Origin of the sequence: Bariatricus sp. HCP28S3_A7, from assembly GCF_052066375.1 — a bacterium.
In the GTDB taxonomy this organism is placed as follows: domain Bacteria; phylum Bacillota; class Clostridia; order Lachnospirales; family Lachnospiraceae; genus Allocoprococcus.
The window spans coordinates 17,324-30,765 of record NZ_JBQHSG010000004.1 but is presented as its reverse complement, the minus strand read 5'-3'; the positions used below and the strand labels follow the sequence as shown (position 1 = coordinate 30,765).

The 13,442-nt window shown below is 41.4% G+C and carries 12 protein-coding genes and 1 pseudogene; 10 read left to right on the top strand and 3 right to left on the bottom strand.

Features of this window, described 5'->3' with window-relative positions; genetic code table 11:
• Window positions 1–57: 57 nt before the first annotated feature.
• Window positions 58–819, bottom strand: coding sequence for an IclR family transcriptional regulator (locus ACTNA4_RS03825; RefSeq protein WP_441028615.1), 762 nt, complete (start codon window positions 817–819; stop codon window positions 58–60).
• 355 nt (window positions 820–1,174) lie between these two features.
• Here ACTNA4_RS03825 and ACTNA4_RS03820 point away from each other — a divergent pair.
• The 3 genes and pseudogenes from ACTNA4_RS03820 to ACTNA4_RS03810 all read left to right on the top strand — a co-directional run.
• Window positions 1,175–1,786, top strand: a pseudogene (locus ACTNA4_RS03820) (bifunctional 4-hydroxy-2-oxoglutarate aldolase/2-dehydro-3-deoxy-phosphogluconate aldolase); the annotation flags it as partial.
• Window positions 1,787–1,819: 33 nt separating this feature from the next.
• Window positions 1,820–2,845 (top strand): PfkB family carbohydrate kinase, encoded by a 1,026-nt coding sequence (locus ACTNA4_RS03815; protein ID WP_441028614.1) that lies wholly within the window; start codon window positions 1,820–1,822, stop codon window positions 2,843–2,845.
• A gap of 103 nt (window positions 2,846–2,948) precedes the next feature.
• Window positions 2,949–3,974: a sugar kinase gene (locus ACTNA4_RS03810; RefSeq protein ID WP_441028613.1), complete on the top strand. Its 1,026-nt coding sequence runs from the start codon at window positions 2,949–2,951 to the stop codon at window positions 3,972–3,974.
• Here ACTNA4_RS03810 and ACTNA4_RS03805 read toward each other — a convergent pair.
• Entirely contained in the window at window positions 3,925–4,464 is a 540-nt protein-coding gene (locus ACTNA4_RS03805) for a methylated-DNA--[protein]-cysteine S-methyltransferase (protein ID WP_441028612.1), read from the bottom strand. The genes ACTNA4_RS03810 and ACTNA4_RS03805 overlap by 50 nt on opposite strands.
• 125 nt (window positions 4,465–4,589) lie before the next feature.
• Between ACTNA4_RS03805 and ACTNA4_RS03800 the strand changes: the two genes are divergently transcribed.
• On the top strand, window positions 4,590–4,847 hold the full coding sequence (locus tag ACTNA4_RS03800) for a hypothetical protein (RefSeq protein WP_441028611.1): 258 nt from the start codon (window positions 4,590–4,592) through the stop codon (window positions 4,845–4,847).
• Window positions 4,848–4,940: 93 nt separating this feature from the next.
• Here ACTNA4_RS03800 and ACTNA4_RS03795 read toward each other — a convergent pair whose 3' ends face one another.
• Entirely contained in the window at window positions 4,941–6,161 is a 1,221-nt protein-coding gene (locus ACTNA4_RS03795) for a 6-phosphofructokinase (RefSeq protein ID WP_441028609.1), read from the bottom strand.
• Window positions 6,162–6,306: 145 nt separating this feature from the next.
• On the opposite strand from ACTNA4_RS03795, the gene ACTNA4_RS03790 reads away from it, so the two are divergent.
• The 6 genes from ACTNA4_RS03790 (at window position 6,307) to ACTNA4_RS03765 (ending at window position 13,435) form a co-directional block, all read left to right on the top strand.
• Window positions 6,307–7,323 (top strand): glycosyltransferase family 2 protein, encoded by a 1,017-nt coding sequence (locus ACTNA4_RS03790; protein WP_427818957.1) that lies wholly within the window; start codon window positions 6,307–6,309, stop codon window positions 7,321–7,323.
• Window positions 7,324–7,506: 183 nt separating this feature from the next.
• Window positions 7,507–9,615, top strand: a complete 2,109-nt coding sequence (gene ppk1 / locus ACTNA4_RS03785; protein ID WP_441028607.1) for a polyphosphate kinase 1 — start codon at window positions 7,507–7,509, stop codon at window positions 9,613–9,615.
• 20 nt (window positions 9,616–9,635) lie between these two features.
• Window positions 9,636–10,523, top strand: a complete 888-nt coding sequence (locus ACTNA4_RS03780) for a substrate-binding domain-containing protein (RefSeq protein WP_441028605.1) — start codon at window positions 9,636–9,638, stop codon at window positions 10,521–10,523.
• Between the two features lie 23 nt (window positions 10,524–10,546).
• Window positions 10,547–12,238: a Na/Pi cotransporter family protein gene (locus tag ACTNA4_RS03775; RefSeq protein WP_441028604.1), complete on the top strand. Its 1,692-nt coding sequence runs from the start codon at window positions 10,547–10,549 to the stop codon at window positions 12,236–12,238.
• A 67-nt stretch (window positions 12,239–12,305) separates the two neighbouring features.
• A complete protein-coding gene (locus ACTNA4_RS03770; RefSeq protein ID WP_441028603.1) occupies window positions 12,306–12,497 on the top strand; it encodes a hypothetical protein in 192 nt (63 codons plus the stop codon).
• Window positions 12,498–12,520: 23 nt separating this feature from the next.
• Window positions 12,521–13,435, top strand: coding sequence for a magnesium transporter CorA family protein (locus ACTNA4_RS03765; RefSeq protein WP_441028602.1), 915 nt, complete (start codon window positions 12,521–12,523; stop codon window positions 13,433–13,435).
• The last annotated feature ends 7 nt before the right edge of the window (window positions 13,436–13,442 follow it).

Below are 13,442 nucleotides of genomic sequence, written 5' to 3'. Positions count from 1 at the left end.
CAGGGGGACAGATTCCTTGACTCACACGCATGTGAGTCAAGGAATCTGTCCCCCAATCTATTGCCCCATTTCCTGTAGAATTCGTTTTTTTGTATCTAAGATCATTGGTTTGAATCTTTTTAAATCTTCGTCCGTCATCCGGTCTTTTGGTGCAGATATGCTGATCGCATATTTGGGTTTACCCTGAAAACTTCTGAGGGAGACCGCGATACATCGTACACCCAATTCATTTTCTTCATTATCCAGAGAATACCCGTTTTTACGGATTTCCTGAATCAAATGCATAAATTCGTTGAAATCGGTAATGGTATATTCTGTCAGTTTGTGAATATCACTTTGTTCCCAGATACTCTTTATTTTCTCGTCGGACATATCGGCCATCAATGCTTTGCCAACTCCGGAACAGAAAAGCGGAATTGTTTTTCCGACCATGGAGACAAGGCGTACAACATTCTGAGAAGCTTCCACTTTATCAATATAAACAGCATTCATGCCGTCGATTTCCACAAGATGGACAGTCTCGCCGGTCTGCTCTGCAAGTGACTTGATATAAGGACGTGCCAGATCGATGATATTGTTCTGAGAAAGGACCTGGTTAGCAATTCCGCAGAACTTAAAACTAAGGCTGTATTTTAAAGTTTCAGGATCCTGTTTTACATAATTCATGCAAATCAGTGAGTTCAAGATGCGATGAACCGTTGTTTTGTTCAGATTTAACCCTTTGCTCAGTTCCAGAAGTCCCATGGGGCCGTATTGCGCTAGGTATTCTATAGTATTGAAGATACGTTCTGATACCTGGATAGGATTCTTTTCTTCCATGAAAGATTCACTCCGTTTCTTGTACTTGGGGTGCTGCATATTCTGCGCATCAAATTGTACTAAGTGGAATTGTAGCACGATTGTCAGGGAGAGTAAACAGGAAAATATCGTATTTTTTTTGAAATGTTTTTTGGGAAAAATCTGAAAATCCTGGAATGGACTGAAACGAAAAAAAATTGAATAAAAAGTGCTGTTAACGCTTGACAATAGGAAGAAAGAGAGTATAATCATAGACACGAAAAGTTCATATTATGAAATAGAGTTTCATAATATGAAACATAGGCCGAAAGAATATAAATGGGAATAGGTCAATCTGGAAGGCAACAAGAATCGAAGTAAGAAAAGGAGAATCAAGATGAATGAAGTATTAGAAAAAATTCAGGAAATCGGTATCGTACCGGTCGTAGTACTTGACGATGCCAAAGATGCAGCACCACTTGCGAAAGCATTATGTGAAGGCGGACTTCCATGCGCAGAGGTTACATTCCGTACCGCAGCAGCAGAAGAGTCCATCCGTATTATGAGTGAGCAGTTTCCGGAAATGCTGGTAGGCGCAGGCACTGTGCTTACAACAGAGCAGGTTGACCGTGCAGTTGCAGCAGGAGCGAAATTTATCGTAAGCCCTGGAATGAATCCGAGAATCGTTAAATATTGTGTAGAAAAAGGAATTCTGATCACTCCGGGATGTGCGAATCCAAGTGATATCGAACAGGCTCTGGAAAATGGACTTGATGTTGTAAAATTCTTCCCGGCAGAACCGGCAGGCGGTCTTAAGATGATCAAAGCTATGGCAGCTCCGTATGTAGGAGTGAAATTCATGCCGACCGGCGGAATCAACCAGAACAACGTAAGAGATTACCTTGCATACGACAGAATTCTTGCCTGTGGCGGAAGCTGGATGGTAAAGGGAGATTTGGTAGCGGCAGGAGAATTTGACAAGATTAAAGAACTGGTAGCAGAAGCAGTAGAAATCGTAAAAGAAAGCAGAGGGAAATAAGAGATGAGTAAGAAAGTTATCACATTTGGAGAATTAATGTTAAGACTGGCACCGGAAGGATATTATCGTTTTGTACAGGCTGACAAGCTTGGCGCAACATTCGGAGGCGGAGAAGCAAATGTAGCTGTTTCCCTTGCAAACTATGGATTTGACGCAGCATTTGTTTCAAAACTGCCGACTCACGAGATTGGACAGGCAGCGGTAAACTCACTTAGAAGATACGGTGTAGATACATCTTACATCGCACGCGGCGGAGATCGTGTAGGAATCTACTATCTTGAAAAAGGTGCTTCTCAGAGACCTTCCAAAGTTATTTATGACCGTGCAGGTTCTTCTATTTATACAGCTTCTCCGGAAGATTTTGACTGGAAGAAGATTTTCGAAGGTGCAGAATGGTTCCATTTCACAGGCATTACACCGGCACTGAACGACGGTGTGGAAGCAATCTGCCTGGAAGCATGCAAAGCAGCGAAAGAAATGGGCGTGAAAGTTTCCTGCGACCTGAACTACAGAAATAAACTGTGGAACAAAGCAAAAGCAGGCGAAGTTATGGGCGAGCTTTGCAAATATGTTGATGTATGTATCGCAAATGAAGAAGATGCGGCAGATGTATTTGGAATTAAAGCAGCAAATACAGACGTAACAGCAGGTACTGTAAACCATGAAGGTTACAAGGATGTTGCAAAACAGCTTGCTGACCGCTTCGGATTCGAGAAGGTAGCAATCACACTTCGTGAGTCTGTCTCTGCAAACGACAACAACTGGTCCGCTATGTTATACGACGGAACAGATTACTATTTCAGCAAAAAGTACAAGATGCATATCGTTGACCGTGTAGGCGGCGGAGACAGCTTCGGAGGCGGTCTGATCGCAGCATGCCTGAGCGGATACGATGCACAGGCAACGATCGAATTTGCAGTTGCAGCATCTTGTCTGAAACACTCCATCGAGGGTGATTACAATATGGTCTCAATGGACGAAGTTGCCAAATTAGCCGGAGGAGATGCTTCCGGACGTGTCCAGAGATAATATAAACCCATTTTTGTCATGATTTGAAAAGGGGCGTATCTTTGAAAGAGGATACGCCCTTTTTCAAAAAGGAAGAGTATGGAAAAGTGAAGGAGAGCGCGTTATGGAGAAAAAAGAATTTGATTTATTATCTTTAGGGGAAATATTACTGAGACTGTCACCGCCGAATAATGAGAGAATTGTGCGTGGCGATATGTTTGAGAAACAGGTAGGAGGTGCGGAACTGAATGTGGCTTCCGGTGTGTCACTTCTCGGACTCCGTTCCGGAATCATTTCCAGAATTCCGGAAAGCAGTATCGGACTATTTGCAAAGAATAAGATTCGTTTCTGCGGAGTCAGTGATGATTACCTGGTTTACGATGACAGCCGCGATGCAAGACTTGGAGTGTATTATTATGAAAATGGCGCATATCCAAGAAAGCCGGGCGTTGTATATGACAGACAGCATTCCTCTATGACAAGACTGGATATCAATGAATTTGACGAGAAAATCTTCCGCTCGACCAGATGCTTCCACACCTCAGGTATTACACTGGCACTCAGCGATGCATGCCGCAAAACAGGAGTGGAGATGATTCGCCGCTTCAAAGAAGCAGGGGCGCTGATTTCCTTTGACGTAAATTTCCGACTGAATCTCTGGTCCGGAGAAGAAGCAAGAAAATGCATTGAAGGAATTCTTCCGTATGTAGACATTTTCTTCTGCTCAGAAGATACAGCCAGACTAACTTTCGGAAAAGAAGGCAATCTATATGAAATCATGAAGAGTTTCGCAAAAGAATACCCGATTTCAGTCATGGCATCTACCCAGAGAACAGTACACAGTCCGAAGGTACATAGCTTTTCCTCCGTAATCTATGACGCGAAAGCCGATAAATTCTATGAAGAAAAACCATACGAAAATATCGAAGTCGTTGACCGGATCGGAAGCGGAGACGCATATTGCTCCGGTGCACTGTACGGCCTTCTGATGGAAGGCGGATGTTGCGAAAACGCATTAAAATACGGCAATGCATACAGTGCTGCGAAGAATACAATTCCGGGGGATATGCCGTCACTTAACAGGGATGAGATTGAAAATATTATACGGGATCATAATACGACGGGGTATCATAGTGAGATGAACCGGTAGGTTGTCTGCAGGGACGCTGCTTTTGTCCCTCCAGCTCAAGCAAGGCTTTTTTCACATCCAATCCTCCGCCATAACCAACCAGTTTCCCGTTTTTCCCGATTACGCGGTGGCAGGGAATGAGAATCATGATCGGATTTCGGTTGTTTGCCATTCCGACTGCTCGGCATCCTTTGGGATTGCCAACGGCGATGGCAATTTCTTCGTAGGATCTGGTTTCACCGTAAGGAATGGTAAGGAGTGCATCCCAGACTTTGCGTTGAAAATCAGTTCCTTTGGGGGCGAGCGGAAGGGTAAAATTCGTTCGTTTTCCATCCAGATATTCCAGAATCTGTTTTTCTGTCTCAAATGCCAGAGCCGGAAGATCTGTATTTTTTATAGTGATATCTTTGGTGTTTAGACTCAGCATGACAATAGAAGATGCTGTACAGCCGACGGTCATATTTCCCAGTCTAGTATGAAATGTATAATAAAATACGGACTCTTTTTCCATGTGAAATTCTCCTTTCCTTTCAAAATGGCGTTACCTTTAGAAAAAAAGGTCTTTCCCGAATTGATGAGAGAAAAAAACTGTGCTATGATTAAGTATATCAGAAAAATATTATGAGGTGAAGCAGAATGAAGATTATTATGTTTGGAACGAATGCGTGTAAAGATTGTCTGGAAGCTGTAAAGGCTTTGGATGAAAGAAATGCAGACTATATGTATCTGGAATTTTCGGAGAGCACGGCGAATCTGAAACGTTTTCTGAAATTGCGGGATACAGAGCCTTTGTTTGAGGAGGTTAAGAAAAAAGGTGCGATTGGAGTGCCATGTTTCAAGCTTGATGATGGAACCCTGACGCTTGATCTGCAGGAGGTATTGGATAAGCTGTAGATTGAAACGGAAAATCAGAGAAATAGATCAGGATGCAGTGAACCATTGGAACGCTGCATCCTTTACTATACTGTAAATGATTGAGTTTCTTAATTAACGTCGGTAAGCAAAATATGGAAGTCCGTCTTTCATCGGAACTTCTACATTACCCTGAACGAGTGGTCTTGCGTAAGCAATGAATTCGCCTCCGATATCGGAGCCGTTTTCGGTGATCCATTTCTGCGGAACCGGTTTTTCCATGTTGCAGATGATGTTGACATCTGCAGTGCCGAATTCCAGTTCATACGGCTCAGAGCTCTTGCGGATAAAGGTAATCATCTTTCCGGTCTCGCCGTCGATTGCCGCTTTCACTGCAAATCTGCCGGATTCAACAGCTTCATTTAAATCGGTAGCAGACAGGCAGGATGAAGAGCATCTCTGACAAACGTTCAATTCAACGGAACGAACTTTTACGCCAAGTTTTTCTTTTACCAGATTCTCAAGATATTTTCCGGAACCGGTCAGCATCTTATGTCCGAAATTATCTACGCCTACATCGCTTGCAAGTTCGCAGACGAAGGTGCTGTTTCCATCGTTGATTCCTTCGGAAATGCAGACAACCAGGTTGGAGGTGGTCTGAAGTTTTTCTTTTACTTTTTCGATAAATGCATCGGTGTCAAATGCAACTTCCGGAAGATAGATGAGTACCGGATTATCCCCTTCGAATTTGCGGGCAAGTACGCTTGCAGCGGTGAGCCAGCCTGCGTGGCGCCCCATGATTTCAACAATTGTAACAGATTGTTTATTATCGTATACAGAGGCATCGATGGCGATTTCACGTACGGTGGAAGCTACGTATTTCGCCGCGCTTCCGAAGCCCGGAGTGTGATCTGTCTCGACAAGGTCGTTGTCGATCGTTTTCGGCACACCGATGATGCGGATCTTATTTCCTACGGAAGCCGCGTAGCGGGAAAGTTTGCTGACGGTGTCCATGGAATCATTGCCCCCGATATAGAAGAAATAGCCTATTTCAAATTCTTCAAATTTCTTAAATAATTCAGGATACACCGGATCTGACAGATCTTCCGGGAGTTTGTAGCGGCAGGAACCGAGGAAGGACCCGGGTGTCGTTCGGATTCTTTCCAGTTCTCCATTTTCTGCGAGAGGTGCCATCTCCATCGTACGTCCCGCCAGAAAACCTTCGATTCCGTTCACCATACCGATGACTTTGCCGATTGCAGGATTGGAAAGCCCTTCAGAAACTACGCCGTAAAGACTTCCGTTGATAACGGCGGTAGGTCCGCCTGACTGTCCGACCAATAAATTGTTGCTCATAACATATTCCTCCTTTAATACGTTTTCGTATCTTATTTAACTATATCTGATAATTATTAATTTTACAATATTTCTTGGAAAAGATGATAAAATGAGCTATACTAAGTCGGAAGAGGTTAAAAAGAAATCAAGAGGAGAAAACAAGATGAAGTACATTTCTTTTGCAATTCCGTGTTACAATTCCGCAGCGTATATGGAGCGCGCAGTGGAATCAATCCTGAAGGGTGGGGAAGATGTAGAGATTATTATTGTAAATGATGGATCGAAGGATGCAACTTCGGAGATTGCGCATAGATATGAAGAGCAGTATCCGGGAATCATCAAGGCAGTCGATAAAGAGAACGGCGGACATGGTGATGCAGTGAATTTCGGTCTTGCGAATGCCAGCGGAAAATATTTTAAAGTTGTGGACAGTGATGACTGGGTAGATGAAGAGGCGCTTAAGAAAATTCTGAAAGTACTTAAGGATTTTGAAGCGGATGAGCAGCAGGTAGATATGCTGATTTCCAATTATGTATATGAAAAGGAAGGAATGACACATAAGAAAGTCATTGAATACAAGAATGTACTTCCTGAGAATCAGATTTTTGGGTGGGATGATATTAAGCGTTTTCATCTGGGACAGTACATATTGATGCATTCTGTGATCTATAGAACGGATTTCCTGAAGCTCTGTCAGCTTGAACTGCCGAAACATACATTTTATGTGGATAACATTTATGTATATTATCCGCTCCCGCATGTGCGCAAGATTTATTATCTGGACGTGGACTTTTACCGCTATTATATCGGAAGAGAAGACCAGTCTGTAAATGAAAAAGTGATGATCAGCCGGGTGGATCAGCAGATCTTTGTTACAAAGAGAATGATCGACATGTATGAAATGCGGATGGTAACGAATAAAAAGCTTCGTCAGTACATGACGAATTATCTGGCAATCATGATGACAGTGTCCTCTATTCTTCTGATTCGCTCAAAATCAAAGGAAAATCTGGAGAAAAAGCATGAGCTTTGGCAGTATTTAAAGAAGAGAGATTATAAAACTTACTGGAAGATCCGGTATGGTATTCTTGGACAGACGATGAATCTTCCGGGAAGATCAGGAAGAAAGATTTCTTCTCTGGCATATATTGTGGCGAGAAGGATTGTTGGATTTAACTAAATATCAGGATTTTAATTGAAGAAGATAAATAAGGGTATTTTGTATCAATTGGTACAAAGTATCCTTTTTATTTTATAAAGAAATCTTACTTAAAATTTACATAGATATTGCTCGTTTTTGACAATAACATACTATAATTTTCCAGACTATGAAGATCACATGATTTTGAAAGGAATAATTCAGATGAAGAAAGCAGAGAAAAAGACAGAGAAAAATGCGAGCATACCTTATATGATGAACAGAGAGTTGTCATGGCTGAAATTTAATGAGAGGGTGTTAAATGAAGCTGGAAATCCGCGTGTACCGCTGGCAGAACGTTTGACATTTGCTTCCATTTATCAGTCAAATCTTGATGAATTTTATCGGGTAAGAGTCGGTACTTTGATGGATCAGATGGAATCTTCGGAGGTCGTACGTGAGAATAAGACCAATATGACCAGTGAAGAACAGGTGAAAGCCATCCTTAAGGCTACCAGAGAACTGGATCAGAAAAAAGCAGTAATTTATGAGCAGCTTATGGGAGAATTAGAGCCAAAAGGGATTCGTTTAATTAATTTCAACAAATTGTCCGCTGAAGAAGGAAAGCTTTTGGAAACTTATTTTGATCAGGAAATTGCACCATACTTGTCAGCAAATATAGTAAGTAAACAGCAGCCATTTCCATTCCTTAAAAACAAAGATATTTATGCAGTGGCGCTTTTGGCAACGAAGAGTGGAAAAACAAAAACTGCAATTATTCCATGCAGCAATAACGTCTTTAAACGACTGATTGATATTCCGACAAGAAAAGGAACTTTTATGTTATCAGAGGAACTGATTCTTCATTTCCTTCCCAAAATGTTTAAGAAATATGAAGTGAAAGAGAAGTCATTGATTCGTATTACCAGAAATGCAGATATTGATACTGAGACGATCTATGACGAAGACCTGGATTACCGTGAGGCAATGGAGAAACTGATCAAACAGAGGAGAAGAATGAATCCGGTAAGAATGGAACTTTCCAGAGAATTGAATAAGAAAATGATCAGTTCTTTATGCAAAGAGCTTAATGTGGAAAAAGATCATGTCTTTTTGTCCCGGGTTCCACTTGATATGTCTTTCGTGTTTGCGATTCAGAGTTATTTGAAAAATACAGCTCAGGAGGATCTGTTCTACCAGAGACGTACACCGAGGAAAACACCGGAACTGGATGACAGAAGTGATTTGATTCCGCAGATCCTGGAGAAAGATGTGTTACTGTCTTATCCATTTGAAAGTATCAAACCATTTATCAGTCTTTTGAATGAAGCTGCCAAAGATGAGTCTGTTGTTTCGATTAAGATGACATTATATCGTCTTGCAAATAAGAGTCAGATTGTGGATGCGCTTGTTGAAGCTGCTGAAAACGGAAAAGAAGTGGTCGTTCTGGTGGAACTTCGTGCCCGTTTTGATGAGGAGAGCAATATTGAATATTCAAGAAAACTGGAAGAAGCGGGATGCCGCGTCATCTATGGATTGAATGGATATAAAGTTCATTCCAAACTCTGCCTGATTTCAAGAAAAACAGAAGACGGGGTTTCTTATATTACACAAATCGGAACCGGTAATTATAATGAAAAGACTTCTGCATTGTACACCGATTTGTCGTTGATTACAGCAAATCAGGAAATCGGAAAAGAAGCGGCAGAAGTATTTGCTGCCCTGTTAAGAGGCGAAACGGTAGAAGAGACCAATTGCCTTCTGGTAGCACCAAAATGTCTTCAGAACAAAGTGCTGGCAATGATCGATGAGGAGATTGAACACGTGAAACAAGGCGAGGAAGGATATGTCGGTATTAAGATCAATTCTTTGACGGATAAGGTGATTATCAATAAACTGATCGAAGCTTCCCAGGCGGGAGTAAAAATAGAAATGATCGTCAGAGGTATCTGCTGTCTGGTTCCGGGTGTGGAAGGGTATACAGATAATATTAAGGTTGTCAGCATTGTGGGACGTTACCTTGAACATTCCAGAATCTATCGTTTCGGAACAAAGGAGCGTGAAAAAGTATATATCGCTTCGGCTGATTTTATGACAAGAAATACGGTTCGCCGTGTCGAAGTGGCAACACCGATTTTGGATGAGAAACTGAAAGAGCGTCTGGACTGGATGTTTGATAATATGATGAATGACGATGAAAAAGGAAAAGCTCTGACCGCAAAAGGAATTTATGTTGATCGCAATCTAAACGATGTAAAACTAAATTCTCAGGAAATGTTCTATGCAATGGCTTACAGTAATGCAGAAAAGGCTTCCAAAGAAAATGGTATGTAGTAAGAAAGGAAGTTGATACGATGAATAAAAAGAGCATGATAATAGCAGTTGCTATTGCAAGCATGATGTTTCTTCTGGGAGGATGCAGTATGTCAGGACAAAGCAAGTCCGGAGAGCGGCAGCAAGTAGAAGGACTAAAAGAATTTGGAACAATTCAGGTCATTTCCAGAGAAGAAGGTTCCGGTACCAGAAGTACATTTGCACAGATGGCGGATTTTCAGGCAGATAGCAGCAGCGGAAAGACGGATCTTACAACAGAGGACGCTTTGACAGCAAATGATGCAGAAGAAGTGATTCATAATGTAGAAAACAACCGGTCGGCGATCGGTTATGTGTCAGAAGCTGCACTTAAGGGCAGTGAAAAAGTCAAAGTATTGAATATAGAAGGAAGAAAACCTGAAGAAAACGAGAAATATCCGTTAAGCCGGGATTTCTATCTGGCATATTCCGGAAAACTGAATGAACTGGAACAGGATTTCCTGACTTATATCCATGGTGCCGGGCAGGAAATTGTTGGGCAAGACTATGTTCAGGTGGCAAAGAGCAGTTCTTTTCTGTCTAATAAGGCTACAGGTGAGATAACAATAGAGGGCTCCACTTCCGTAGCGCCGCTTATGGAACAGCTGGCAGAGGCTTATGAAAAAATCAATACAAATGCTAAGATTACTGTAACTGCAACAGACTCTTCAAAGGGACTGACTAAAGCAATGTCAGGAGAATGTGATTTTGGCATGTCTTCCAGAAATCTGAAAGATTACGAGAAGGAATTGTTGGATTATGAAACGATAGCAAGAGATAATATTGTCGTTATTGTAGAAGCAAACAATCCGCTGGATGACATTACATTAGAAGAGTTACGGCTCATTTATACAGGAAAAATGAGTAATTGGAATGATCTGAACCAATAGAAAACCGGCAGGAGGATAAAGCGATGAATAGTTCTTTGGAAGTGATTTTTGGATTACTGGGAGGATTGGCGGTATTTATTTTCGGAATGAATATGATGAGCGACTGTCTGCAAAAAGCAGCCGGGGAAAGAATGAAAGGCATTCTGGCATTATTAACCAAAAATCCGATTTTGGGAGTGATTGCAGGCGCCCTTACTACCGCGGTTTTACAGAGCAGCAGTGCGACAACAGTTATGGCGATTGGCTTTGTCAGCGCAGGGCTTATGAATCTGCCCCAGGCAATCAGCATAATTCTGGGTGCCAATATCGGTACAACAATGACGGCACAGATTATTGCGTTTAAGTTAAGTGATTACATTTATATAATTATATTTATTGGATTTATCGTAAATTTTGTGACGAAATCGGAGAAGGCAAAGAATATCGGACAGACTATTTTTGCATTCGGTCTTTTGTTTCTTGGAATTGAGACAATGGGAAGCGTTATGAAGCCATTGGCTTCCAGCCCTGTATTTACTGATCTGATTGCCAAGGTGGCGGATATCCCGATATTGGGTGTTGCTGTAGGTACATTTATGACTCTTGTAGTACAGAGCAGCAGCGCGACTATCGCGGTTCTTCAGAATTTCGCGGCACAGCCGGGGCCGGATGGAGTAAGCAGTATGCTGGGGCTCGCCGGGGCAATTCCGATTCTTTTAGGTGATAATATCGGAACAACAATCACAGCATTATTGGCATGCATCGGTCAGTCCAAAGATGCAAAGAGAACAGCTGTAGCACATTGTATTTTTAATATCTCAGGATGTTTATTATTTATTTGGTTTGTAAATCCTTATGCGGCACTGATTCGTTACATATCTCCGAAAGGACCTGAAATCGAGGTGATTTCAAGACAAATTGCAAATGCACATACATTTTTCAATATTACTATGACATTGATCTGGATTCCATTGATCTGGCTGATGGTGAAAATTGTTACAAAAATCATTCCGGATGGGAAAACGGTGGTTTACTCCAATTCAGAGCCGATGTATCTGGATTCTAAGCTTATTGGCCAGCCGACAGCAGCACTTCAGCTGGTAGCAAAAGAAATCGTAAGATGTACGGAATTGGTGGAGGGAAATCTGATTGCGTTAATCTCGTCGTTGAAGAAAAATGACATTGCAAAAATCAGTGAAGTAATTGAAAATGCAGAAGATACCAGAAGTCTGTATGATAAAATTACGGAATATCTGGCGGAATTATTTGCCTCAGGGGGTCTTACGGAAGAGCAGGCAACACAGACAGCTGGTATCATGTATGTACTGAGTGATGTGGATCGTATGGGTGCTTTATGCAGAGAAATAGGATTATCCATGAAAGATAAAGAAGAAAAGAAATATAAGTATTCCGGAAAGGCAATGGATGATTTGGAGGAAAGTCTTCAATTGATTCAGAAAATGTTTGTGCAGTCGGCAGATATGATGATTACCGGGAACACAGAGAGTGTCAAGAAGATATTGAAGCAAAAAGAACAGATAATGGATTTAGGTATTAAGATGCGTAAGTCACATGTACAGCGTGTTGGAAAAGGGAAATGTTCTGCAAAATTGACTGAGCCATTTAATAAAATCATTCATTCGGTAGACCGAATGGGAAACTGTTGTATCAATATGGCAGATGCAGTACAGGGACAGGTAGGACTACGATATTTTCTTGAATATGAGGAAGACTAGGAAAATTGAAATATAAAGATATCTTAAGAAAGCGAGCTTCGATAAACATGACCGTGTTAATTATGCAGTGACCAGTGCAACAGTGAAAGTGAATGCACAGAAAAATCTTATTACGTTAAATCTACAGATCGATGAAGAAATCTGTACAATGTATGAATACTTTGAAATATTTCTTGGAAGGATGATGATGTGCAGGAAGGCTGCAGAATTATTAGGAGCCAGATTCAAACTTACGGCAAACGGAAGTAAAGTATTATAAAATTAGAATCTTCAGGTGGAAAAATGTTGGATGATCAGATTTTACAAACAGAACAAAATAATGAGACTGTGAAAACTGAAAAGAGTATAGGGTTTGAACCGATCATTACAGATTCACATCGTGCGGCAAGAGTCCTTGAAGAAAATGGGATTGTATATGAAGGGGACATTGAGCTCGGTAATATCGGATTTTGTAAGATCGAAGCACAGCAGGGCTGCCTGACAGGTTCCTTTTGTATCCCGAAGCTTCTCGATGTACAGGGAAGCCGTTATCGAATTCTGTTTTTTATTACAAGTGATAAGGTAGTATTGGTTGCTGATGATGGATTTTCAAAAAGACTTGTTTCCAGAATCAAACGCAGAAAGAGCACCAGATATAAGACGAAAGAAATATTCTTGTTTAATTTTATCGCAGAGTTTATGAATCGAGATCTGGAATATCTGGTACAGTTCGAGAAAAAACTGATGGAATTAGAAGAAGCGGTTCATCGGGATCATACTGAAAATTTTCAATCCAGCATTGCCACTATTCGTCGCGAACTTCTGATCCTGCGGGGATACTATGATGAAATCATGGACGTAGGGAAGGCCTTGGAAGAGAACGAAAATCACTATTTTGCCAAAAAGCACTTAAAGTATTTTGGGACGATTTCTGACAGAGCAGAGCGGCTGATGAATAAAACGTCCCATCTTCTGGAGTATGCCGGGCAGGTGAATGATGCCTATCAGGCTAAAGTGGATGCAAAACAGAACAGTAATATGCAGTTTTTGACGATCATATCTACTGTCTTTTTCCCGCTTACATTGATTACCGGGTGGTATGGAATGAACTTTCAAAATATGCCGGAACTGGAGAGTGGCTATCCCGGTGTGATTCTTTTGAGCGTTATCGTGGTGGTCGCCTGTATTATCATTTTTAAAATTAAGAAGATTTTTTAGGAATAGA